The sequence below is a fragment of the Mesorhizobium sp. M5C.F.Cr.IN.023.01.1.1 genome, from assembly GCF_003997585.1.
Taxonomy (GTDB): Bacteria; Pseudomonadota; Alphaproteobacteria; order Rhizobiales; family Rhizobiaceae; genus Mesorhizobium; species Mesorhizobium wenxiniae.
Genome location: NZ_RZSU01000022.1, coordinates 1 through 25,011 on the forward strand (window position 1 = coordinate 1; position 25,011 = coordinate 25,011).

Below are 25,011 nucleotides of genomic sequence, written 5' to 3' on the forward strand. Positions count from 1 at the left end.
TCTCGGCCATGCCGTCACCAGGCCTGCCGCCGTGAAGCCGGAGCGGCGCATCATCGAGGCGCCGGCCAAGGTGTTCGACAGCCAGCAAGGGCTCAACGAAGCGTTCAAGGCCGGTACGTTGACCGGCGATTTCATTGCCGTCATCCGCTTCCAGGGGCCGAAAGCCAACGGCATGCCGGAGCTGCACAAGCTGACCACCGTGCTCGGGGTCCTGCAGGATCGCGGCCAGCATGTGGCGCTGGTCACCGACGGGCGGATGTCGGGCGCGAGCGGCAAGGTGCCGGCGGCGATCCATGTGACGCCGGAGGCGGTCGAGGACGGGCCGATCGCCAGGATCCATGAAGGCGATATCATCAGACTCGACGCGGAGGCCGGAACGCTGGAAGTACTGGTGCCGGCAGGTGATTTCGCGCTGCGCCGGGCGGCGGACGCCGACCTCATCGGCAATGAATTCGGCTTCGGCCGGGAGCTTTTCGCCGGGTTCCGGCAAATGGTCGGCCGCGCCGATCATGGCGCCAGCGCCTTCGGAAACAACGTGGCGGAGTTGGCGCTGCAGTGAAAAAAGGGCGGCTCGCGGCCGTCTGACACCGGCTGTCGATTGCCACGCAATTATCTCTCGTGACCGGTCATTCGTAGCCGATGCAGCGGGGAGCGGGATCGAACGCTTCTACGTTTTCCAGAAACGGCAAAGTCCGACCCCAAGCGGAAGCTCGTGACCCCACCGCGAATGGCCGCTTAGCGCCGCATCTCGGCCATAGAGGCAAACAATGCCTTCGGTTAGAAGCGGTCATTCTGTTTGGGCGTAAAAGAGGTCGAGTTTGCGCCCAAATGTCGCCGCTCACTGTCGGGTGGGGACAATCCTGAAGCCTGCCGTTTCTTATTGGCGCAGCCAAAGCGGCCCGATCGACCGCCCTTGGGGCGTTCCGGATAGTCCGCTTATTTGCATAACGGCGAACAACTTTACCTGTAAGCAATGCGTCCGCTTTATGCGTGAAGCCGCAAAGGGGGGGCAATGAGCACGAGCATCAAACGGGGCGAGGGTTTCACAGCAACCGAGCGGACGTTGGCGGGATTTGCCAATCGATCTTTCCTGCGGCTTTGGTCATATCCTAACACGTTTAACGATCGCACAAAGAGCTCAAGCGGAGGGGGCCAGGAAATTGCTGATCTCATGGTCGTGTTTGCTCGGCACGTCCTTATCTTCAGCGACAAGGATATAACTTGGCAGACAGATAATCCGACAGGATTGGCCTGGAGCCGATGGTACAGGCGCGCAGTGAATGCTTCGATCGGTCAGTTGGTGGGAGCTGAGCGTTGGCTTGACCTGCATCCGGATCGGATTTTCATCGACAAACAATGCGAGCAAAGACTTCCGATTGCTCTCCCACCAAAGAAAGAGCGGATCACCTATCTCATTGCCGTGGCGAACGGAGGCAACGCCGCAAGCCGAAAGTACTTTGGGCATGCACGCGGAACATTCATGATTGAACCGTCCTTAAAGGGCGGGAGTCATGTCGATCTCGATCGCAAGAACTTCCGACCCTTCACAGTGGGGGACGCGAACCCGGACGGCACGTTCGTGCATGTGTTCGATCAGGCAGGCCTCGAACCAGTGATGCGCGAGCTGGACACCGTCACCGATTTCACAAATTACCTCGATGCTCGGGCTCGGTTTCTCAGATCCGGCCGACTGGCAATTGCTGCGGGCGAGGACGACCTGATCGCCACGTACATGATGAACGCTTTCACAGACGGCAAAGCTGCGTTCGTCCCCAAAAAGTTAAGAATTAAGGCAAGACGTAACGTCGTCACTATTCCCGAAGGCCAGTATGAGACCTACGTCTCTTCCACTTTGTATCAGGAATTCATGGGCGCTAAGGAATCATCGCGTCTTTGGGACCGAGTGATTGAGATGATCTCTGACGACGTTCTGAAAGGGACGTCGATCGAGCTTCTTGGTCACGCTCCATCCACAGAGTTATCGGAGCGTGGTCTGCGGGTTATGGCCGCTGAGAATAGAATGAACCGTATCCACCTTGCTCAAATCTTGTGGTCGGCGCTTGAGCGCGCGGTCGATGAAGGATTTGCACGCTTCATTCGGCGAGCCATGATCGCGAGAAGCCGCGGTGAGAGGAACGTGGGCTACGTCTTCCTTAGCGTGGCGTACGACAAGAATCTTGGCACGGTAGATGAGTACCGCAAATATAGAGGGGGAATGCTGGAGACCTACTGCTTGGCATTTTTCTCCGAGCAGCCACAGCTTGAAACCGTTGTGGGTATCGCCCTCGACATCTACCGTGGAAACGGAGAGATTAGGTCGAGATCAGAGGATCTGCTCGTGATGGATGCCCCTGATTGGACGCCAGAGCTAGAAGCGAGCTTCGCAACCAACAGAGAAGCGTTTGGCCTTGCAGATCCGAAGGATCTGGAGAGCACGTTCAGACGTGGACGCCGAATAAAAAGTCCATTTCGTGTCAAGCGGCAGAAGCGCCGATAACCAGCGCTTCTGCCGGTCACGTTCCGGCCGGAGGATCCGGCTAAAGTCAGACCTCGTCGGTGCTGATGTCGTGTTTGGCGCACAACCGCCTGAACCGGTCAAACCCCTGAACACCCGTCGAACGGTCGTGCTGGGTGCCACGATGGGCTCTTCATCCAAGTCGAGACAGGACACGTCGGGATCGTTGTCGCCGATCTGCCAGGTGAAGCGTCCCGGGCCGCGGACAGCTTCGCGCCCAATACAGGTCATCCACCGTTCATCAGCCTTATGCCTACACCGGGCACTAACAGCAGAATCGCGTTGCGCGATAGCGGATCAAAATTGCTGCGTTAAGGTCGCGAGGAACCGCTCTACTCGTCCGTTAATTCAGTTCGGATATGACCTCGTTCTCCTCAAACCATCCATTTGCAATCACATGAGTTCGAACAGCCGCAGGGTCCGGGGAATATGCCACGAGGGCAAGGCTTGATTTGGCGCGGCTACAGGTGACGTAGAACAATCGTCTTGTGCGATCGAGGGAAGTCTCCTTGCCTTCCTGCGCGTTCCTCAGATCGGCGGCTGTTGGGGCTTTGGCGCCAAGTAGCTTATCATAGCCGAACAGGAATCCGCGGGCGTCCCCGTCATCCATCAGGACCATGACGCGATCGAATTCCAAGCCTTTCACCCCTTGGTGGGTGTCGAAAGAAGCCTCGCGCGCAACATACGCAGCGTACGGCTTGATCACTGCGAAAGAGCATTCGAGGAAAGCAATGAGTGCTCCGATCTTACTGCTTACCGGGTCTTCCTGATCATCTTCAGGGGAATCGGTTGGCTCGGCCTGCCTCGCGGCCAAGGCTGCCTTAAGGCTATCCGGTATGGCGAACAGATTAGTGCTCGCGACATTTTCGAGGATAGCCCCGCACGTCGGGACGCCATCTGCCCAAAGCGCCATCAAGCTATCAATCGCATTCTGCGCTACCCGCAGCTGATCGATGGGCCTTTCCGAACCTTTGAGGCTGTCCTTGCTCAAAAGCGGAGAGTCCTCTCGCACAAGCTTGGTAGCAGCGAACTTGTCGTTCTTCTTTTGAGCGTTGACGAGCGGCAGGACGCTATGGGTGAAAAACCGCGTCGCACTAAAGCTACCATCGAGGAAGCTGGTACGAAAATCATCCACCGATGCCAGTGCTTCGAAGAGGTCTTGAAAGCCCATCCGCTTCGCGGCCATGTGGTGCTCAAGCGTTAGAATTTTGCATTTGTTGGCGTCGTTCCAGCCGGTGTCGCCTGTGAGTTGCGCCATGTAGGCGCGCACGCCGTCTTCCATCTTCGGCTTATCGTCGACATCGACGGGAAACACGAACAACCGCACCCAGCCATCTTCGGCATCGGTTCGCGGTTCCTGTTTTTGCTTGTCGGCGCCTTCCCTGATTTCATTGATGAGACGAACTATGCGCTGCGGGCTACGGTGGTTAAGTTTCTTTTCCGGGGTGGCCCAATCCTGCGGAATAATCGTTTCAATCCGCTCCTTTCCATCCGGGTATATTCGCTGCATCGTGTCTCCGATAAGCCCAAGGCCGAACCGGCTCGCATGAGCCTGCTGGACGGCGAGCAAAGCGTCGATCAGCGTTTTGCTGGTGTCCTGACTCTCGTCGATGAGAAGGAACGGGTATTTTTCCACAAACATGCGTTGCATGAGCGGCTTCGATAATAGGAAAGCTGCGAATATCTTGATGACTTCACTGTGGTTGAGGGCGTTGCGCTCCCGATTGTCGCTGTTCGGGTTGTAGGTGAATGTCTTGATATCATCGAGCCGCGCGAAGCGACGCTGTTTGGATTCGATCTGGGCCAAGCGCGAAGCAGATGCCTTCGTGCCAGCGCGCCCCTTCTGCTCTTCCTCGCTGATCTCCGTGATTTCCTGTTGGAGATTAATACGCAGCCACTTCCTGATGTCGGTGTGGAAGCTTTGAATCTGCAGCCATGCGAAACTGTGGATGGTGCGGACCAGAAAGAGCGGATCGTACTCAGTGCGGCGGGTGATCTCTTCGCATGCTGCGTTGGTGTATGTGATAACGGCCACCTGTCGGCCGCGTAAGCGAAGCGTATCGCGGTACCGGTCGGCGAGATATCTGAGTGCATTGACGAGCGAACGAGTCTTCCCTGAACCAGCCCCCGCAAACAGGAAAAAGCTTTTGGGGTTCTCTAGGTTCAAGAACTCTGCCAACTGCGCTTCGACATGGTCGTCGAGCGTGACATTTGAGTCAGGGAGATCGGTCTCGGTCACGCGGCAATCTCCGCCGGCCCGGCGACGGCTTCCCCCCCATCTGTCCCGCCAATCGCGGCGAGCCCTAGTTCCTTCTGCTTTTGTTCTAGCTTCGCGGCCAACCAAAGGAGCCCTTGACGAATGTAGGTAGGCGGTTGAAGGGCCAGCGGATCTTCGATCTCCAAGAGGTCGAGAGCGAACTCTGCCTTCGTTCCCCCGGCAACGGCAGCTTTCAATGCCATAGACAAAGCGGCGAAGTCGGCGCTGGCGGCGATGGCTGCCCGAAACTTAGCGATCAAGCCTGTTCCTGGTAGCTCGGCAAACAGGGCGAGGTTTTCGAGGACGATTGCGTCTTCAAGCGTATAGGCCAGACCCTCAACAGTAGCTCCCTTAAACTCGACCTGGACAGGGGACTGGTAGGCCACTCGAATATCGAAATTCTCTTCGGTGTAGGTCTTCACCTTATCCGCCTCTGGCTTGTCGAGCAGCGCGTCGAGGTCCTCAATGGCGGGCCACCACGTCTTCAGGGTGTGGTTGCGGGTCGTGTAGTTGGAGCCACGGACCGGCGGAGCAGTACCACCTGCCGCGTCGCAGGAATCAACGTCGGTAATGACTAGCGTCACGAGGCCAATCTTTTCGACCAGGCTACGCAGCTTGTGGGCATGGCTCCCACCGATCTCTAGCCACGTAATGTAACTCTCACCGAGTTTGGAGAATTCCGGACGGTTGTTCACAAAGCTGGGAACCAAAATCCGCTCTGCGGGGCCTTCAATCAGCACTGCGGCGTCGGCGAAGAACAGGTCGCAGTGTGTGACCTTCAGGTAGCGCGTGACGAACCGCTTCGTGTCTGGATCAGCACCGAATGCGCTTTCGAGGTTTACGACGCACGAGGTCGGAACAGATTTTTCGCCGGCCGACAGTCGCCGGAAATAGCGCAGAGAATCAAAGTCGCACTCATGGGCAATGTGGCTGGAATGGGTGCTAACTACCATCTGCGTGACGAAGTTTGTCCCGTTTCCTAGTTCGGCATGGTTCCGGAGGATTTTATGTGCCTGCCGGATAAAGACCTGTTGAACCTGCGTATGCAGGTGAACCTCGGGTTCTTCAATGAGGACAAGATGCAAGGGCGGTATAATACTGTCATCCGCCGCTTTGTGTTTGGCTTTCCCAACGCGCATCCATCTGTCACGGAAGGCCATCAGGCGAAACACCATCGAGATGAGGTTCTGATAGCCGAGGCCGTTGGAGTCTTCGGGGAGAAAGAGGTCTTTGGCATTTTCGCCATCTCCCGCCGCCACCACAAACTGCACGGCGGTGTCGTGATTGAGGCCTTCAACCGGGCGCAAGCGGGTCGAAATATTCAGCTTCGGATCGGTGACGCCGGGGTAGCCCAGCTTGTGCATCTCTTTCAGGGGGGTTTTGAAGCCGTCACTGAGGCGCAGGTTGAACGCTTTCTGAGCCTCCTCGATTGCCTTTAAAGCCAACAAGTCCTGAGCATCGGGCTTGTCATAGGGATCGAGATGCCGGGCGTAGTAGTGGCGAAGCTGGACGGATAACTTGCGTGATCCAGCCGGCGCGATTTTGACCTCGTCGTCTGCTCCGGCGTCTTCGCCCGCGTGTCCAAAGCCTCGCTGAGCGCTGATCTCGTCAATGCGGATCAGCCCGCGAAACGGATCGCCATCGATCGGTTCGCCTCCGTTCAGAGCTTGCGGTTGGGCCACGCCATGCACGGGATCCGTGCAAACGGTTGGGTCCAGCACGTAAGACCTAGTCGTAAAATAATTCATGAGCCTGCGATGCAAAAATTCGACAAGCGTTTGCGGCCATATCGCAACCTGAAACGCTTCGGCAGCCGTTCCCTGTTCTTGCGCCAGAGCAGCGCCCGCAGTTTGCAGCGCGAGTGCCTCGGCGCGGGCCGTCACGTACTCCTTTTGGAGCTGGGTGGCGTCCTTCGGTTCGAGGCGCATGCGGACCCCCAATCGTCCACCGTCCCAATCGAGCGTCGGCAGAATCTTCTGGACGTAATGGACTTCGTCTTCTGCGACATTCAGCCAGACATCGAGAAATGGCAGAACCGCGTCCCACTCCGGCGCGGGCAGTTCCTGCCCAGCAGTGTGCGCGGCTTCCCATTGCGCCCCCATCTTGTTGACCGTAGGCCAATGAGACAGCGTGAAGTCGTTGAAACAGAAGTTAGAGCTCTCCCGATCCACCAAGAAATAACGCAAGGCGGTAATGGCCGAGGTTTTTCCGCTATTGTTTGCGCCCACGAAGACCGTTTTCTCGGGCGATAGGCCAACGCGCGTCGAAATCAGCTTTCGAAAATTTGCAATTTCGACGAAATCTATGCGCATGGCCCGCTCCCCTGCGGGAAGTATACGGATAGAGAGAATGCTGGCAATGAAGGTGGTGTGGCAATTCGGCTCATTTAGTGCGATCTCGGCGCGCACTAGGGGCGCCGTTGCTGCTAAGGGATTCGAATGTCCGCTCTTGCCAGTTGGCGACTGAAACCTGCCGGTCAGCAATCGGCCCCACTCCGGTCATTCGACAGACATAAACGGGATGGCCGTTCCTAGCGTTACCTGCTCGTTCCCTCGACGAGACGAATGACCACCCATTTCAGACGTTCAGCCGACTGATTCGCGTCGACGCTGCCTGCGGGGCAAAAAATGCGAATGCCAGTCCGTCGACCACAGCGCCGGCCGCATTCCAAGGTCAAGCTCGGCAATTGCGGGCGTTTGCTTATCTAACGATCCGTCGATCGCCTCGGTACCTTGCGCCTTCAAGGCCGTCGCGAGCAATCGACATCGGCGTCGAACTACGTCCCTACTGTACCGTCAGCTCGGCTCGCTCGCCGGCCTTGACCGTCACTGCGGCCTCCTTTGAGCTGTTGTCCAACTTCTCCGAGACGACCGCATAGTCGCCGGCCGGCAGCGCCGCCTGATACTTCTCGTCATAGGCGTAGCCGAGCGATTTGCGGTTGCCGTTGACGTCCTTCTTCGGATCGAAAATCTCGATCTTCGAGGCCCCTGGCGCGGTGATCGCCAGCACGCCGGCATTGATGGCGACCTTCAGATCCTGATGCTCACCGGCCTTGACGCTGAACGACTGCTCGACGACGGCAAGGTCGACCGTCGCCGTCAGCACATAGTCATCGGGCGGCAGATCGAACTTGCTGTCGGGACCATAGGCATGAGCCACCTCTTGCCTCGTCCCGTCGATCTTCTTTCTTGCCTCGAACACCTTGAAGCCGATGCCCGAACCGTCGGCCTTGTCGCCGCCAGCAGTATAGTAGGCGTTGGCAACGACATGGCCGACGCCGACGATGATATCCTTGTCGACGATCCTGCCGGCAGTGAGCGGGATGGTTTCGGTGACCTCGCCCTGCCCGATCCTGACCGTCACTTTCTGGTCGCCGGCCGGCAACACGACCTTGGTGTCGCCATAATAGGTCGCGGGCGTATCGACGCCCGGATAGGCGATCACGACAGCCGCGCCATCGGCGACGTCCGCCCCCTCACTTGGCCGCGGATGAATGATGAGCGTGCCGGCATTCAGCGTGACAAGGGGCTTGTAGACCTGGCCCGCCTCGACCGTGATCTTCTGTTCGGTCCTGGCCTCGCCATAGCGTGCGACGACAATGTAGCCGCCCGTCTCCAGATTGCCTTTGTAGGCGCCGTATTCGGTGGTGACGTAATCGCCGCGGGTGCCGTCGGACTTTGCCTTGTAGATCTCCCAGGAATTGCCGTCGGTGACGGGATCGCCGCCCTCGGCGAGCACCACGGCCGGCATGAAGTTGAACTCCGGCTTTTCCGGCTCGGGGGCCGGCTGCGGCGCAGGCGCTGGTTCGAGCGCCGGTGCAGGTGCGGAGGCGATGGTTTCGACCAGCGCGTCCTGTAGGGCTTGCTCGTCGGACGCCTGAATGTATTTGCCGCCGGTGTTGTCGGCGAGGCAGGCGACCTGCTTGCCCTCCTCCGCGGTCAGGCCGAAGCCAACGACATTTACGGTGAAATCGACACCGGCAGCCCTCAGTTCCTTGCCGAGCGCGCAAGGGTCACCTTTGCAGGTCTCGAGCCCGTCGGTGATCAGGATGACAGTGGCCTTGTCCTCGGTGTATTTCAGCGCCTCGGCCGCCTGCTTGACCGCCGCGGTCAGCGGCGTCTTGCCGATGAATTTCAGACTATCGGCGGCAGCGGAAACAGCAGCTGTCGAGCCGGCCTGCGGCGGCACGATGAGCTCGATATCCTCGCAACTGCCCTTCTCGCGATGGCCATAGGCCATGAAGCCGATTTCCCTATCGGCGGGGACCGATTGCAGCACGGTCCGCAGCGATTCGCGGGCGATTTCGAGCTTGGGCTTGCCGTCGATCTGCGCCCACATCGAGCCGGAAGCGTCGAGAACGATGACGACACGGTCGGCGGCAAGGCCGAGCGTCGTCATCCCCAACAGGAGGGCCGCCGCAGCGACGCTCCGCGCAAGTCCCGCCATGAAATCTCCCCCAGTCAGTGGCTGCCAGTTCGTCGCAGCCAGTCAGTCTCTGCCAGTCAGTCTCTGCCAGTCCGGGGGAAGCTATTTGACGCCGCGTCAGGACACAAGCCCGGACGCAGGGCATGGGAGGGTCGGCCACAAGCCTTGAGCCAAACCACTCAATATGTCGTGCGCCGCTCTTCGGATGGCGGCCGGCCGAATTGCAGCCGATAGCTCTGGGCAAAATAGGAGTGTGAGGTGAAGCCGGTGGCGATCGCCACGTCGAGGATCGGCATGTTGGTCTGGCGCAGCAATTCGCGAGCCCGCTCAAGCCTGAGCCGCATGTAATAGCGGCCGGGCGTCACCGTGAGGTGACGCAGGAACAGGCGCTCGACCTGGCGCACCGACAGGCCGGCCGACTTGGCGAGCTGCACCGCCGACAGCGGCTCGTCGAGATGGTCGGCCATCAGTTCGACGATGCGCCGCAGCTTTTCCGATTTGCCGGTCAGGTCGCGCTCAGGGCCGACGCGCTGGCGGTCTCCGGCGGAGCGGATGCGCTCGTGCTGGAACTGGTTGGCGACGCCGTTGGCGAGGCTCGAGCCGAAATCGCCACGCACGATCTCCAGCATCAGGTCGATGGAGGTGGTACCGCCGGCGCAGGTGTAGCGCTTGCGGTCGATCTCGAAGACATTGCCGGTGCAGTTGATGTCGGGAAACCGCTCGACGAAGCCGGCGCGGTTTTCCCAGTGGATGGTGCAGCGATAGCCTTCGAGCTGGCCTGCCTCGGCGAGCAGATAGGAGCCGACCGACAGTGCGCCGAGCGCGTTGCCGCGCCGGCCCCAGCTGCGCAGCGCCGCCAGCACCTTGCTCTTGCCGGGAAACTCGGTCGTCAGCCCGACCGAGACGAAAAGGATATCGACCGGCGGCAGATCGGCGACGGCATAGTCGATCTTGAGCGGCAGGCCGTTGGAGGCCATGACGGCATCGCCGTCGGCCGACACCGTCGTCCAGCCATAGAAGTCGTGGCCGAGCAGCCGGTTCGCCGACCGGAACGTGTCGATTGCGGCGGCCAGCGAGAACATGGAAAACTTGTCGACCAGCAGGAACCCGAACTGCCGGCCGCCGTGAACGGGATCGTTGGTGACCGGCCGCTCTTGAGCGGGATGCATTTGGGTCGAGTGGGGCATCCCGCTCTATCTCTTTATTTCAGCCGCATTTATGCAACGCCAAGTGATCCCACTTGGCTGCAAAATGCTCGGGGAACTGTGAGGTTCGGCAAAGTGAGGCTTTCCAGGTTCAGAAAGACGGCCTTTTCAATCCGGCCGCGAGATAGGCGGAAGCTAGCGTGTTGGCCATCAGCATGGCAATGGTCATCGGCCCGACGCCGCCAGGCACCGGCGTGATGGCGCCGGCCATCTTCGCCGCTTCCGCATAGGCGACGTCACCGACGAGGCGGGTCTTGCCTTCGCCCTTTTCGGGCGCCGCGATGCGGTTGATGCCGACGTCGATGACGGTGGCGCCTGATTTGACCCAGTCGCCCCTGATCATTTCAGGTCTGCCGACAGCGGCAACGAGAATGTCGGCGGTGCGCGCCAGTGCAGCCAAGTCCTTGGTGCGGCTGTGCGCAATGGTCACGGTGCAGTTGGCAGCAAGCAGAAGATTGGCCATCGGTTTGCCGACAATATTGGAGCGGCCGACGACCACCGCATTGAGCCCGGAAAGATCCTTGCCGCGCACACGCTCGATCAGCAGCATCGAGCCGGCCGGCGTACAAGGCACGAACGCCGTCTCCAGTTCGCCGGTGCCGAGCTTGCCGACATTGATGAAGTGGAAGCCGTCGACATCCTTTTGCGGCGCGATGGTCTGGATCACCTTGCCCGCGTCGATATGGCCAGGCAGCGGAAGCTGCACCAGGATGCCGTTGATGCCGGGATCGGCGTTGAGTTCGCCAATAATCTTCAGCAGTTCCTGTTCGGAGGTCTCGGCCGGCAGCGTGTGCTGGACCGAATGAAAGCCGCATTCCTTGGCGGTGCGGGATTTGGAGGCGACGTAGACCTGGCTCGCCGGATCCTCGCCGACGATGACCACTGCGAGACCGGGCTTCTGCGCGCCCTTTTCCATCAGTTCGAACGTCAAGGCCTTGACGCGCCGCACCACGTCTTCGGCGACGTTCTTTCCGTCAATCAACTCGGCCATGAACACCCTCAACATCGTTCTTCTTCGGGCGGCATTTTCACGAAAATCCGACCCGGCAATCCCGTCAAAGCGCCGTCTTATGCCGCTAACTCGAAACCGATGGCTTTTATTCTATCCGGCCCTCAGAAATAGCGCCGCGATCGGCTTTCGGTGAGTTCGCGAACCGCTTCGCGGAATTCGCGCAGGCTGGCTCGGATTTCCTCGATGGAGGCTTGCTGTTCGGCGGCTTTCGAAGCCTGATTTGCCTCGTCCGACGAGGCTCGGGGATAGGCGGACTGCTGCTGCGGATAAGGGCCGGCATGGGGCGTCATGGCCGGCGGATAGGGATAGCCGGCCGGCGGCGGCTGCATCTGCCAGGGATAGCCCATCGGCGGTTGCGCATACGCCTGCGTAGGCGGGGCCGGATACATCGCTTGCTGCTTGACCGGATCCCGCTTTGCGCCTCCGGCGACTGCCGATGCGCCACTGGCCGGTGAGTCACTGGAACGCGAAGTGGCAGAGTCTTCCCTGCGCGCCTTGCGCGGCACGATCCTGCTCACCGCCGACAGCAGCGCACTGATCGGACCTGAATGCCTGGTGGCCTCGACTGGCGGAACGGGCGGCGGCGACGGCTGGTATGCCTTGTCTTCAAAACGGCGCTCGTCCGTCCGGCGGCGCGGCCGTGAATTGGCGGTATCGCGCAGGCTTGCATAGGCGCCGCGCATGGCGCCAAGGCCGACACCAGAGGCGAGGCCCGCCAGCAGGCCGGCAAGCACCGTCACGGCGCGCGACGGTCCGTTCGGCTCGAGCGGGGCGAAGGCCCTGGAGATCACGTTGATGTTGGCCGTGTTGATGTCCTTCTGCTCGCCGGTTTCCCTGGCGCGCAGAAGGTATTGTTCATAGACGGAGCGTTTGGCGGCGGCCTCGCGCTCCAGTTCGCGCAACGTGACCAGATCGCTGTTGACGTCACCGCTGCGGACCTTCAACTGCGCCAGCCGGGAGGCCAGATCCTGTTCGAGCTGCACGGCGCGCCTGAGGTCGACCTGCAGCGACGAGGCGATGCGGCGCAGTTCTGCGGCGATACGCTCGCGCGAGCCGGCAAGCTGGGCATTGAGCGCCTGGAGCTCGGGATGGCGCGGCCCGAACCGGATCGCTGCGCGGTCGGCCTCCTGCTTGAGCGCCGCATATTGCGAGCGCAAGTCGCTCATGGTGTTGGAGTTGATCTCCTCCGGCAAGGTGCCGCTCAGAACCGAATTCACATCGATCGAGCGCGCCGACGCCGCGCGGGCGTTGAGTTCCAGCGTGCGCGCGCGGGCGATGGCAAGCTGCTGGTTGAGCTTGAGCATCTCGTCATCGCTGATCAGATGGCCCTGCGCGTCGACGAGGTCGTGCGCGGCCCTGAAATCCTCGACCTTGCGCTCGGCCACTTCCACGCCCTTGCGCAATTCGTCGAGCCTGCCGGTCAGTTCGTTCGTGGCGCGGCCAGCGGTGTCGGACTGGATCTGACCGAAGGTCTGCAGGAAAACGTCCGTCATCGTATTGGCGATGAGCGCCGACTTCTCGCCATTTTGCGTGGTGGCGCTGACAGAGATGACGAAGGTCTTGCCGCCACGCTCGACCGAAAGGCTCTCCGCCAGATTGGCGACGGCCAGCGCACGGCGGCGGCCCTCATCGGCACCGGGCCCGTCATTGCGCGACAGGATCGACCGGATGAGCGTCATCACGCCCAGGCCGTCGGAACCCTGCCCGTTGAACTCCGGATCGTTGACCAGATTGAGCTTGTCCACGACCTTGTTGAGAACGGTACCGGAGGTGAGCACGCGAACCTGGTTTTCGACGATGGCCAGCGTGGCGTCGGACGCAACCACCGATTGGGTGAGGTCGCGGTCGGTGAGCTTCAGGTCGCGCGGGTCGACGATCAGCTCTGCGGTGGCTTCGTATTTCTTCGGCGTCGACAGCGCGATCGCGACACCAAGCGTGGCGCCCAGTATCGTCATGGCGACGATCAGCAGCTTCGACCGGGCAACGCCGCGGACCACCTGCATCGGATCGATCAACGGCTTCCATCCGTCGTCGTCCTCACGGAAAGACCGCTGCTCGTCACCGGCGTATCTCGGCTCGAATGCGGCGTATCGAGGCTCGACCGCGGCGTATCGAGGCTCGAATGCGGCGTATCGAGAATCGAACGCGGCGTATTGAGGATCGGCATCGGCACGGCGGTCCTTGGAGGCGCCGGCAGCAACCGGCTCCTCCCGCGGCCTGACGTCCGCATAGTCCGCTTCAATGGCGTCGTCGGTCTCAGGCGGCATCCGGATGGCCGAAGCGAATGCATCCTCGGCTTGAAACTGGCTTGTTTCATCATCTGCCGAGAATTCCGGAGTTGCCGGGCGTTCCGGAATCGCTGGGGGCTCCGGGGCTGCCGAGAGTTCCGGATCCGCTCGCCCCTCGCGGCGTAAGCGCGCGAGACGATGGCGCGTCGCGGCATCTTCGCGCCATGACGGGTCTGCCCGATCCCCGATCGAAACCAGCGATGGTTCAGCGTCGTCTTCGCCGCGCATCGCCTGGCCGAGCGCCAGCAACGACCGCTCGCGCTTCCAATCTTCACGGTTTTGCCTGTCGACCATTGTCGCGGAGCTTGCCCTTGCCGGCTTGGACGCCCGGTCAGCCATTCGTTAAGCCATGCTAAACGGGCATAGGAAACAAAAGGTTAATTTTCCTGCTCTAAAGGCGACGTTTCCCTCTTCGGTCGTGCCCTTCTTGAACGCAGCGAAAGCGCCCAGAACCGCGCGTTAAACTTTCCAGCCTATGCTGTCTCCGACACATGACACAGGCTGGCAACATCCCGCAACGGCGGCCCCTCGCCCGGATCGGCGCTTTCGTGGCCGAGCGACGGGGGCTGGTTCGCGACTATCTCTCGGCGATCAGCGGCGCGGGCGGGCGGCTGGTGTTTTCGCTCGCCTATTTCATTGCGCTGGCCAACACGCTGTCCATCGCCGAGTTCGGCATGTTCGCCACCGCTTCGGCGGCCGGCGTGATGCTGTCACGCATCCTGGCCTTCGGTTTCATCTCGGCGCTTTACCGAACCGCTACCATCCGCCCCAATCTGATCGGCACCTTCACGGCCGGCTTCCTGCTGCTTGGCGTGATATCGCTGCCGTTGCTGGCTGCCGCCTCTTACGGCGTCTACCTGGTCTTCTTTGCCAGCACCGTGCCGCTGTCGGTCTTTGCGGCGATCGTGTTTGCCGAGGCGCTGCTGTGGCGGCCGGTCGAGGTCGCGCTGATCGTCAACAACGGTCTCGGCAAATTCGGCCGCGCCGCCTTGCTGACGATCCTGGCGACGGCCTTGCGGGCGCTCGGCGCCGTGCTCTTCATGCTCGCGGCGCAGCCGACCATAGGGGTCTGGTCCTGGTACTATATCTTGGCCAACGCCGCCTCGCTGCTCATCGCCTTCGGATTTTTCTATCCGCGTCAGCGGCTGCGGCTGGGGCTGGAGCTCTATCTGCGGCGGCTCGCCGATTCCATCTACGTGGCCGGCGCAGAGGTGCTGTTCTACCTGCAGATGGAATTCGACAAGCTCTTGGTGCTGGCGATCGGCGGGCCGCATCTCGCCGGCATCTATGCCATCATCATGCGGCTGGTCGACCTGACGGCGATCCCGATCCGCACCTTCTCGATGATGCTGGTACAGCGCATGATGCGGGCGCCGGAACTCCTGTCACGCCTCGCGGTCAAGAGCGGCATCGAAGGCGGCGTGTTCCTGGTCTCGACGCTGGCGCTGGCGGCACTCGGCGTCGTGCTGCATTTCTTCCCCAATGCGCTCGGCAGGAATGTTGCGGAGGCCGCCCCTCTGGTGGCGCTGGCGATCTGCGTGCCGGGCCTGCGCAATCTGGTCGAATACCAGGCCGAGCTTCTGTTCGCGCGCGGCCAGACACTGGTGCGGGCGATCAACCTGGCCCTGCTTGCCGGGCTGAAGGCGGTCCTGCTGACCTATGTGCTGACCACGATCCTGGACACGCCCGATCTGGTGCTGTCGCTCAACGTCGTCTTCCTGCTGCTCTATCTCGCCTCGGCGCTGCTCACCTATTCGGCGATGCGCAAACCGGCGAAGCCAGTCTAGGGTCAAAACTAGCTGGCTGCCGCCGATCGCCGCGACCGATGGAGAGCGGCAATGCGGGGTCGGCGGCCAGAAGGTCCGCAATGCGGGAAGCGGGCGAAGCGGTCGTTGCGGCGCGGGTGGTGGAATGACCGCAACGGGGCCGATTGCTGACTGGCGGCTTTGAGGCTCGGATTATAAGAAGCGGCCCTTCAGGCCCCCGCGGGTACCGACGTGATCTGACCCAATCCGACCATTCCCGCCGCACGATGCGCCCGAAAGCCGACAATCAAAGGATCCAGCGACCAAGCGCAGGTTGCTGGAACCAACTCATGAGTGCGCGCGGCGTTTATCCAATCATGTGAGCCACCGGCATGCCCGCAGCGCCGGGCTCGGCCATCAATTCGCAATGAGGTCAGAGATCGAGGCAAACGGTGCCTTGCGGCCGGCTGCAGCAAGCCAGCACGTAACCAGCAGCCTTTTCTTCAAGGCTGAGCCCTCCGAGGTCGTCCATCGCGACTTCACCCGACAGCTTGACAATCCGGCAGGTACCACAAATGCCTTGCTGGCATGCGGTGGGAATGTACAGCCCGCAATTGCGCGCCGCATCGAGCAGGGTCTCTCCGGGCGCACAAAGATGCTCCACGCCAGACCGGGCGAAGCGGACGCGCGTTTGGCCAGCGACAGCCGATTGCGGAGGCATGGAATTGCCCACAGCGCCGCCGAAACTTTCCTCGTGGTACTGCGAGGGTGCGATGCCGATCTCCGCGACACAGGCCCGAACCGTCTGCATAAACGGCTCGGGGCCGCAAACGTAAGACGTGCGCTGGTGAAGGTCGGGAGCCAGCCGCAAGAGCATGGGGCCGTCGATCCGACCCCTAGGGCCCTGCCACGCCGAACCTTCCTGAGTGCAGATGAAGCTTACATCGACATTGGAGAATCGCGCGGCGAGCGCCTCCAACTCGGAGCGGAAAGCGATGTCGTTCGCCGTCCGAGCGCAGTGAATGAAACGGATGTCATGACCAGATGCCCGGTCGGTTAGCGCCCGCAGCATCGACATAACGGGAGTGATGCCGCTGCCGCCCGAAAGGAAAAGCGGCTTCTCGGATGGCAGATCGTCGAAGTTGAAACGCCCGACCGGCCCTTCGATTTCAATGTCGTGGCCCGGCCGGAGATTGTCGTGAAGCCAGTTGGAAACAAGCCCGCCCTTCACCCGCTTCACCGTGATCTGCAGGTCGAGCGGTCGAGTCGGCGGAGACGACACCGAGTACGATCTTGTTACTCGGGTGCCGTCGATCGTCAGGTGCAGGACTAAATACTGGCCTGCACTGAAACTGAACATGTGGCCAGAAGCGGCCGAAAACACGAATGTCCTGACATCGGACGTGTCATCGATGACGCGTCGGCAGCGCACGAACTGTCTTGCGCTCTCCGCCCATTGCCGTTGACGCATCGCCGGAGCGAAGTCGGTGGTCGAAAAGGAAGCGTGCGCGTTCATCATTTGACTCTGCTTGACCTGGCCAGGATGGCAGCCGGGATGCTTTAAAAAAAGCGGCAGATGTCCCCCTTTACAATCGGGTATTTCGATCTAACTTTCCATGGACATAACGGCCAGATGGAGCGCGCGAATCCCTCTACGGATGATCGGCTCGTGCTTGCGGCGCGCCAAAATAGCGGTGTGAACGGGCTGCTGAAGCGCGGGCGCACCCTCGACCACAAAAGACGGCCGCTCGGCGGTATATCGCCGAGCGTCGTCACTGCGCATATAGCAAGTGCCACCCATGCGCCGCAGCATCGCTTCGGCGAGCGTTTCCGAGCCCATCGAAAGGCGGCCTATCGCCAATTCCGGTAGCGCCACGGCGTGGGCTTTTTCAAGCGCGACCGTGTAGCCTGGCCGGATATACGTATCCGGGTTGACCTCCGACAGGATCCTGGCAGACGTAGATACCATGACGTATTCTTCGACCATAAGAGGATCGTAGGAGATTTCAGGCAGGTATCGGGGCGCGTAGACCACAGCAATATCCAGATTTCCCAAGCTCAAATCGGAAATCATCTGCGGCGAATAGTCGGATTCCACGTGAATTGACGATTTTGGCAGCACTTGGAACAACGTCTCCACCCAACCTGGCAATATCGAGCGCGTCATCCCGACCTGGGCAGCGACGCGCAAGGTGCCTTCGAACCGGTTAAATGCCCGCACGTCATGGCGGGCCTGTGACCATGTCGACAGCACGGCGCGCGCATAGGCTTCGAAACGCCGCCCCGCCGCGGTCGGTTCGGCGCCGGCTCGTCCTCGCAGGAAGAGCTCCGAACCGATGGCCTGCTCCAGGTTCTTGATGCGGGTGCTGACTGTTGACTGCGTTACGCCCAGACGATCCGCAGTGCGGTTAAAATTTCGCGACTCCATGATGTCGAGAAAGGTCTCGATGTGATCCAGCTGCATGTCACCTCGCAATCGGAAAATTCGATCGTATTACCCCAAGTTACAAGCTTGATCAAATAATTCCCAAGGCGGAAGCTGCGGTTGAAGGAGCCGGCTAGGTTAGCCGGCCTGCTACGCCAGGGAGTTGGATAGGGTGTTCATAGTCGATTGCGATTGTCACAATTACTGGTCGAGCGCGACGGTGCTCGAGCCCTACCTTTCCGGCGTCTGGAAAGACATGTTCGTGGAAGGCGAGAAAACCGGTCCGAGAGGCGCCTTCCCGCACGGGCACCGTCCGTGGTTCCACCCGCAGGACTTCTCCCGCAAGGATGTCAGGCCAGAGACCGAAGCCGACAATTATCTCATCATGAAGGAAAAGCACCTCGACAAATATAATGTCGGGGCCGCTATCCTCACCGGCGACGAGCCGATAGAGGCATCCACGCTGGCAAACCCCTATTACGCCAGCGCGCTGGTCAGCGCGTATAACGACTACCAGATCGCCGAGTGGCTTCCCAAAGACAGTCGCTTTATGGGTTCCATCATCATCGCGCCGCAGGATCCGAAGCTCGCAGCAGCCGAGATCCGCCGCCTCGGCAATCATCCCCGTATGGTACAGGTTCTGGCCTCCCAAGGCTCGGTCAAACCCTACGGCGATCCGTTCTACCATCCCATTTTCGAGGCTTGCGCCGAAGTCGGGCTGCCATTCGCGATCCACCTGGGCGGCCATGGCGGCATCAACTGGAACGCGGTTGCGCCAGCTCCGACTACCTTTTTCTGGGAGACGCACGCTATTCTTCACATGTCGGCCTTGTCGCATGTGGCGAGCATGATCGCGCATGGCGTTTTCGAGAAATGGCCGGATTTGTATTTCGTGATCATCGAGTGCGGCGTGGCCTGGGTTCCGTCGGTATTGTGGCGCCTGGACGCAGATTACAAAGCGCTGCGCAAGGAAACGCCGTGGCTGAAGATGCTGCCCTCAGAGTATTGCCGGCGCAACATCCGCTTTTCCACGCAGCCGCTGGAGCAGCCCGCGAACATACAGCATCTCTGGTCCACTCTCGAAGCAATGGACGGGGAGAACACACTGATGTTTGCCTCCGACTACCCGCATTGGGATTATGACGATGCCAACACGCTGCACATCCCGCCCGCCTGGAAAAGCAAGATCATGGGAATGAATGCGCTCGAGGTCTATAAACGCATTCCCCGCACGCAAGCGGCGAATGCCGCGTGACGGGAGCAAACCATGGCTGAGAAGACATACATTTGCCGCGTCGACGAAATCGAGACCGGAACTCCCTACATCGCCAAGATCCGCAGCCTTTCAGTCGGGGTTTTCCGTATCGGAGATTCATTCCATGCCTTGCTGAACGTTTGCCCGCACCGCGGCGCTCCGCTTTGCGAGGGACCGCAATGCGGAACCACGGCACCGGTCGACCAAGCGCAATTCATCTACCACCGCGAGAACGAAATCGTGCGCTGCGCCTGGCACGGCTGGGAATTCGACATAAAGACCGGTGCCGCCCTGGTCGATCCGGGCGTGCGTGCCCGAACATTCCCTGTCACGGTGGAAGCTGGTGAAATCTATGTAACGGCGTAAGATTTGCGTCAAACCGCGGAAAAATCGAAAGGAGGCAAATCGGCTGAATCCGCCAGATCTGCTCGGTAAAAGGCAACAACAAGAATGCGGGAAATCCGCAATGGGAGGAAGCAGTGTCGGAATCTGAATATAAACTGCGCTTGGCGCAAGACCTGATCGGCCGCGGCAAGGTTTCGCGCCGTGATTTCATCCATCTAGGGCTGGCGGCAGGCCTGACGGTCGCCGCCGCCAATATGCTCTTCGTGAGCGTGGCGCGGGCCGCACCCAAGCAGGGCGGCTTCGCCAAGCTCGGCATGGCGCATGGCGCGACGACGGATTCGATCGATCCGGCCGGCTATCCCGATACCTTCACGCAAACCGCCTTTTCGGGTGCCATGTCCAACAGCCTGACCGAGGTCGACGCGAAAGGCAGCATCCAGCCGGATCTTGCCGAAAGCTTCGAGACCTCGGACGACGCGACGACGTGGGTCTTCAAGCTGCGCAAAGGTGCGACCTTCCACAACGGCAAGACCATCACCGCGGACGACGTGGTCGCCTCTATGCAATATCACATGGGAGCCGACACCAAATCGGCGGCGAAGTCGCTGCTCGAATCGGTGACCAACATCAAGGCAGACGGCCCGGAAACGATCGTTTTCACGCTAAACAGCGGGAATGCAGACTTTCCCTACATCATGAGCGACTATCACCTTGTCGTCATGCCTGCCAAGGACGGAAAGGCGGACTGGGAATCGGGTGTCCGGACCGGCGCCTTCGTGCTTGAGAACTTCCAGCCAGGCGTCTCGGCGAAGCTCAAGCGCAATCCCAATTACTTCAAGAACGGCAAACCCTATTTTGACGAGGTGGAGTTTATCGCCATCACGGACCTCGCCGCGCGTATGGCCGCGCTGTCGACCGGCGAGGTTGATTATATCGGCCGCGCCGACCTGAAAACCCTCGGCATGCTGAAGCGCAAGCCGAATATCGATATCCTCGAGGTCACCGGCTACGGCCACTACACGCTGCCTATGAACGTGACGGTCGCCCCATTCGACAACCCCGATGTGCGCATGGCCCTGAAATGGGCGATCGACCGCGAGGAAATCGCGCAGAAGATCTTCCTTGGCCATGCAACCGTCGGGAATGACAACCCGATCGCACCGGCTATCAAGTTCGCCATCAATCCGGAGCCGCAGCACAAGTTCGATCCTGAAAAGGCGCGCTTCCATCTGAAAAAAGCGGGAATGGAAAATCTCAAGGTCGATCTTTCCGTCGCCGACGCCGCTTTCGCCGGCGCCGTGGACGCGGCCGCCCTCATCCGCGAGACAGCGGCCCAATGCGGCATCGATGTCAATGTGGTGCGCGAGGCGGAGGACGCCTATTGGGACAATGTCTGGCTCAAGAAACCGTGGTGCGCCTCCTATTGGAGCGGTCGTGCAACGGCCGACTGGATGTTCACGCAGGCCTACTCGGCCGATTCCAGCTGGAACGAGACGTTCTGGAAAAATCCCCGCTTCAACGAACTGCTGATTCAGGCACGCACGGAGACCGACGAGGCCAAGCGCTCCGCGTTGTATGCCGAAATGCAGCAGTTGACGCATGACGACGGCGGCGCCATCGTCCTGGTCTTCAACAATTTTGTCAGTGCCAAGTCCAAGAAACTGGCGCATGGCGAGGTGGCGCCGAACTGGGAAAATGACGGACTGAAGATGGCCGAGCGCTGGTGGGAAGCCAACGCGTGACGTTCGCGAGGCGAACCGCCGGCGGCGCGGGCGGTTCGCTCTTTTCAGGGGAAACGCTCGAAGGCACCGCCCATGAACCCGGTCGTTAGGACGGTTCTGCAGCGCCTGGGTCTCGGCCTGATCACGCTGTTCATCGTCTCCATCATCATCTTTTCGGCGATTGCCATGCTTCCGGGCGATTTCGCCAGGGCGATGCTCGGGCAATCCGCGACGCCCGAGACGGTCGCGGCCTTCCAGCGCGAGATCGGGATCGATCGTCCGCCGGTTGAGCGCTATTTCGCCTGGGTCGGACAGATCGTGCAGGGGGATTTCGGCTCTTCCTTCGCAAGCCGCACCGGCTACCGGCGCACGGTCGCCGAGATCATTGCGCCCCGGCTCTACAACACGATGTTCCTCGCCGTGATGACTGCCCTTATAGCGGTTCCACTCGCGCTGGGACTCGGCATTCTCGCCGCTCTCTACCGCAACAGCTGGTTCGACCGCGTGGTGAACACGGTGACGCTGACGACGATTTCATTCCCCGAATTCTTCGTCGCCTATATGCTGGCCTATCTCATCATCTCGCGCGACACGTTCATTGGAACCGAATTCGCACAATCCCTGCCCGAGTGGCTTGCGGCTTCGATCAACTGGGTCCTGAACCTGGTTCCCAAATTTCCGACACTGGCGAACATCAGCGACCGAACGCCGTTCTGGGAGCACGTCTGGCGCGCGGCGCTGCCGTCCATCACCCTCACGCTGGTGATTGTTGCCCATATGATGCGTATGACGCGCGCTGCGATTATCAACATGCTGGCAAGCCCCTATATCGACATGGCGCGGCTCAAGGGAATGTCGCCGATGGCAATCGTTCTCAGACACGCCCTGCCCAATGCCTGGGCGCCTATCGTCACGGTAATTGCGTTCAACCTCGCTTATCTCATCGTAGGCGTGGTCGTTGTCGAGGTGGTGTTCGTCTATCCCGGCATCGGCCAATTGATGGTCGATGCGGTGAAGTCCAGGGATGTTCCGGTCGTGCAAGCCTGTGCCTTGATCTTCGCGGCAACCTACATCCTGCTTAACCTGACCGCCGACATCATTTCCATCGCCACCAATCCGAGGCTTTTGCACCCGCGATGACCAGCACCGAACATGTCGTGGCGGTTCCGAGACAGAGGCGCACGCGCGCCTCCCGGGTAAAAACCGCACTCAAAAAGGCTCCATTCAGCGCCTGGTTCGGCATCGTGGTCATCCTTGGCTATGTCTTCTTCGCGCTGTTAGCGCCCTGGATAGCGCCATACGGAGAAACGCAGGTTTTCACCGAGGCTTTCGCGCCTTGGAGCCAGGAGTTCATCCTCGGGACTGACCAACTCGGTCGCGACGTGCTCACCCGGCTGATCTATGGCGCGCGCAATACAATCGGCATCGCCTTCGCGACTACGCTTCTGTCCTTCGCGGTCGGCGTCACGCTCGGTTTGCTGGCCGCGATGTACCGGGGGTGGCTCGACCAGATTCTGTCGCGCGCCGTAGACGTGCTGATGTCGATCCCAAGCCTCATCTTCGCGCTGATGTTGCTGTCCATTTTCGGTTCCTCGATCACCAGCCTGATCCTCATCATCGCCCTGCTCGATTCGACCCGCGTATTCCGGCTGGCGCGTGCGGTCGGGCTGAATGTTGCCGTCATGGAATACGTCGAAGCCGCGCAACTGCGTGGCGAAGGGCCGAGATGGATTCTGACCAAGGAGATCCTGCCCAACGTGCTGCCGCCGCTGATCGCGGAATTCGGCCTGCGCTTCTGTTTCGTTTTCCTCACCATCGCCGCGCTCTCCTTTCTCGGCGTCGGCATCCAGCCGCCGACAGCCGACTGGGGTTCGATGGTGCGGGAAAACGCCACTCTCATCACCTATGGCGACATCACTCCGCTCTTGCCGGCAGGCGCGATCGCCCTTCTCACGGTTTCTGTGAATTTCGTTGTCGACTGGTTCCTGCACGCGACAAGCGGGTTGCGCGATGAAAAGTAAGGATTCTGGCCTACGCGAAAAGGGGACGAAACTCCTCAGCATTCGCGACCTTCACGTCGAAGGGTTTTCCGACGAGCGCTGGCACCCGATCGTTCGCGGTGTGAATCTCTCGCTAAGGCGCGGTGAGGTCCTCGGCCTCATAGGCGAGTCCGGCGCCGGAAAGTCCACTATTGGGCTTGCCGCGATGGGATATGCCAAGCCAGGTTGCCGAATCACGCAAGGGTCAATCCTGTTCGACGGGATCGACCTCCTCGCCATGAGCGAAACCGCACGGCGGCGGCTCCGAGGCTCGCGCATCGCCTATGTCGCACAAAGCGCGGCCGCTTCCTTCAACCCGGCGCATCGGCTCCTCGATCAGACCGTCGAAACAGTCGTGGCTCACGGGATCGCCAGTCGCGAGGCAGCGAATCGGGATGCCATCGAGCTTTACCGGCGTCTTCACCTACCGGATCCGGACACCATCGGCTTCCGCTATCCTCACCAAGTCTCCGGAGGGCAGTTGCAGCGGGCGATGACGGCGATGGCGATGGCCTGCCGGCCCGACCTCATCATCTTCGACGAGCCGACGACGGCGCTTGACGTAACCACACAGGTCGAGGTCCTCGCCTCGATCCGCAAGATTGTCGAAGAGTTCAACACTGCCGCGATCTACGTCACGCATGATCTGGCCGTCGTCGCGCAAATGGCGGACCGGATCATGGTTCTGCGCCATGGCCGTACTGTGGAGGAGGCCGAAACACGCCAGATGCTTGCGGCGCCGACTGAAGACTATACGAGGACGCTCTGGGCGGTGCGAAAGCTAGCCAAACCAGAAGTGCCGGCCGCGGACCATCTGCTCACGATCGATAACATCACCGCCGCCTACGCCGGGGCAGTCAAGGTTCTGCAGGATGTATCGATCAAGGTGCCGCGCGGACGGACGGTAGCGGTCGTCGGTGAATCTGGTTCCGGTAAATCGACGCTCGCCCGCGTCATAACCGGCCTGCTGCCGCCGGTCTCGGGCTCGATCTCATTTGCGGGACAACGTCTGCCAAAAACACTGAAGGAGAGGCCTAAAGACATTCTGCGCCGCATTCAGATGATCTACCAGATGCCTGACAACGCGCTCAATCCGCGTCAGACCGTCGAGGAAGTCATCTCCCGGCCGCTCGAGTTCTATCTCGGCCTCAAAGGGGCGGCGTGCGACCGCCGCGTTGGCGAACTCATGCACATGATCGAGATGGACGAAAGCTTCCTCGACCGTCTGCCGGGCGAACTTTCGGGCGGTCAGAAGCAGCGCATCTGCATTGCCCGGGCGCTAGCTGCTAATCCGGAGCTCATCATCTGCGACGAGGTGACCTCGGCCCTCGACCAGATCGTACAGGAAGAGATCCTGAAGCTCCTTATGCGGCTGCAACAAGAATTCGGAGTCAGCTACATTTTCATCACGCACGACATCGCGACGGTGCGGGCAATCGCCGACGAAATTGTCGTCATGCACCAAGGCAAAGTCGTCGAGCAGGGGCTCAAGACCGAAATCCTGACGCCGCCGCATGCTCCGTATACCGAACTGCTTCTCTCCTCGGTGCCGGAGATGGATCCAGACTGGCTGACGAAGCTGCTGGAAACCCGGAAGCGCAAGCGGGTCGGCGCGGCGAACTGAATCCCAACGTATTGACTGCTTGAGACTCCGGCTCCAGTTCTCGCGCGAACGTCCGATATTGAGGGGTGGCGGGAATCACCGGTTATGCCGCAACCTCGACGTCCAGAATGGTCGCAACAATGTCTGCTTTCAGGCAGTAGCAACGGTCACCTCAA

At 60.6% G+C, this 25,011-nt stretch carries 17 protein-coding genes; 9 read left to right on the forward strand and 8 right to left on the reverse strand.

The genetic code is table 11. From position 1 onward, the window contains the following. Together EOA78_RS11635 and EOA78_RS11640 are read left to right on the forward strand one after the other, a co-directional pair. Window positions 1-559, forward strand: a 559-nt coding sequence (locus EOA78_RS11635) for a dihydroxy-acid dehydratase (RefSeq protein ID WP_206533432.1), incomplete at its 5' end; no start/stop codon positions are given. 453 nt (window positions 560-1,012) lie between these two features. Beyond that, entirely contained in the window at window positions 1,013-2,497 is a 1,485-nt protein-coding gene (locus tag EOA78_RS11640; protein ID WP_127315238.1) for a hypothetical protein, read from the forward strand. A gap of 361 nt (window positions 2,498-2,858) precedes the next feature. On the opposite strand, the gene EOA78_RS11645 is transcribed toward EOA78_RS11640, so the two are convergent. The 6 genes from EOA78_RS11645 to EOA78_RS11670 all read right to left on the reverse strand — a co-directional run bounded on the left by EOA78_RS11645 (window position 2,859) and on the right by EOA78_RS11670 (window position 13,996). Continuing rightward, window positions 2,859-4,754 (reverse strand): UvrD-helicase domain-containing protein, encoded by a 1,896-nt coding sequence (locus EOA78_RS11645; RefSeq protein ID WP_127315239.1) that lies wholly within the window; start codon window positions 4,752-4,754, stop codon window positions 2,859-2,861. Continuing rightward, a complete protein-coding gene (locus tag EOA78_RS11650; RefSeq protein ID WP_245477475.1) occupies window positions 4,751-7,180 on the reverse strand; it encodes an AAA family ATPase in 2,430 nt (809 codons plus the stop codon). Before EOA78_RS11650 ends, EOA78_RS11645 begins: the two co-directional genes overlap by 4 nt. 376 nt (window positions 7,181-7,556) lie before the next feature. Then, window positions 7,557-9,218, reverse strand: coding sequence for a VWA domain-containing protein (locus tag EOA78_RS11655; RefSeq protein ID WP_127315240.1), 1,662 nt, complete (start codon window positions 9,216-9,218; stop codon window positions 7,557-7,559). 158 nt (window positions 9,219-9,376) lie between these two features. Continuing rightward, the gene (locus EOA78_RS11660; protein WP_127315291.1) at window positions 9,377-10,366 is read right to left on the reverse strand and encodes a GlxA family transcriptional regulator; all 990 of its coding nucleotides are present in this window, start codon (window positions 10,364-10,366) and stop codon (window positions 9,377-9,379) included. 127 nt (window positions 10,367-10,493) lie between these two features. Further along, on the reverse strand, window positions 10,494-11,393 hold the full coding sequence (folD, locus tag EOA78_RS11665; protein WP_127315241.1) for a bifunctional methylenetetrahydrofolate dehydrogenase/methenyltetrahydrofolate cyclohydrolase FolD: 900 nt from the start codon (window positions 11,391-11,393) through the stop codon (window positions 10,494-10,496). Between the two features lie 122 nt (window positions 11,394-11,515). Beyond that, window positions 11,516-13,996 carry a GumC family protein gene (locus tag EOA78_RS11670; RefSeq protein ID WP_127315292.1) on the reverse strand — a complete coding sequence of 827 codons (2,481 nt, stop codon included), beginning with the start codon at window positions 13,994-13,996 and terminating at the stop codon, window positions 11,516-11,518. Window positions 13,997-14,193: 197 nt separating this feature from the next. Between EOA78_RS11670 and EOA78_RS11675 the strand changes: the two genes are divergently transcribed. Beyond that, window positions 14,194-15,489: a lipopolysaccharide biosynthesis protein gene (locus EOA78_RS11675; protein WP_127315242.1), complete on the forward strand. Its 1,296-nt coding sequence runs from the start codon at window positions 14,194-14,196 to the stop codon at window positions 15,487-15,489. Between the two features lie 391 nt (window positions 15,490-15,880). Here EOA78_RS11675 and EOA78_RS11680 read toward each other — a convergent pair whose 3' ends face one another. Beyond that, window positions 15,881-16,966: a hybrid-cluster NAD(P)-dependent oxidoreductase gene (locus tag EOA78_RS11680; RefSeq protein WP_127315243.1), complete on the reverse strand. Its 1,086-nt coding sequence runs from the start codon at window positions 16,964-16,966 to the stop codon at window positions 15,881-15,883. Window positions 16,967-17,053: 87 nt separating this feature from the next. Further along, window positions 17,054-17,911, reverse strand: a complete 858-nt coding sequence (locus EOA78_RS11685; RefSeq protein WP_127315244.1) for a LysR family transcriptional regulator — start codon at window positions 17,909-17,911, stop codon at window positions 17,054-17,056. 133 nt (window positions 17,912-18,044) lie between these two features. Here EOA78_RS11685 and EOA78_RS11690 point away from each other — a divergent pair, with 133 nt between their 5' ends. From EOA78_RS11690 to EOA78_RS11715, 6 genes are all read left to right on the forward strand, one after another. Beyond that, window positions 18,045-19,127, forward strand: coding sequence for an amidohydrolase family protein (locus EOA78_RS11690; RefSeq protein ID WP_127315245.1), 1,083 nt, complete (start codon window positions 18,045-18,047; stop codon window positions 19,125-19,127). A gap of 12 nt (window positions 19,128-19,139) precedes the next feature. Further along, window positions 19,140-19,493, forward strand: coding sequence for a Rieske (2Fe-2S) protein (locus EOA78_RS11695; RefSeq protein WP_023797723.1), 354 nt, complete (start codon window positions 19,140-19,142; stop codon window positions 19,491-19,493). A 113-nt stretch (window positions 19,494-19,606) separates the two neighbouring features. Next, a complete protein-coding gene (locus EOA78_RS11700) occupies window positions 19,607-21,214 on the forward strand; it encodes an ABC transporter substrate-binding protein (RefSeq protein WP_245477477.1) in 1,608 nt (535 codons plus the stop codon). A gap of 72 nt (window positions 21,215-21,286) precedes the next feature. Beyond that, window positions 21,287-22,333, forward strand: a complete 1,047-nt coding sequence (locus EOA78_RS11705; protein ID WP_127315246.1) for an ABC transporter permease — start codon at window positions 21,287-21,289, stop codon at window positions 22,331-22,333. Next, window positions 22,330-23,214 (forward strand): ABC transporter permease, encoded by an 885-nt coding sequence (locus EOA78_RS11710; RefSeq protein WP_127315247.1) that lies wholly within the window; start codon window positions 22,330-22,332, stop codon window positions 23,212-23,214. The genes EOA78_RS11705 and EOA78_RS11710 overlap by 4 nt, the downstream gene beginning before the upstream one ends. Then, window positions 23,204-24,856 carry an ABC transporter ATP-binding protein gene (locus EOA78_RS11715; protein ID WP_127315248.1) on the forward strand — a complete coding sequence of 551 codons (1,653 nt, stop codon included), beginning with the start codon at window positions 23,204-23,206 and terminating at the stop codon, window positions 24,854-24,856. The genes EOA78_RS11710 and EOA78_RS11715 overlap by 11 nt, the downstream gene beginning before the upstream one ends. Window positions 24,857-25,011 lie beyond the last annotated feature (155 nt).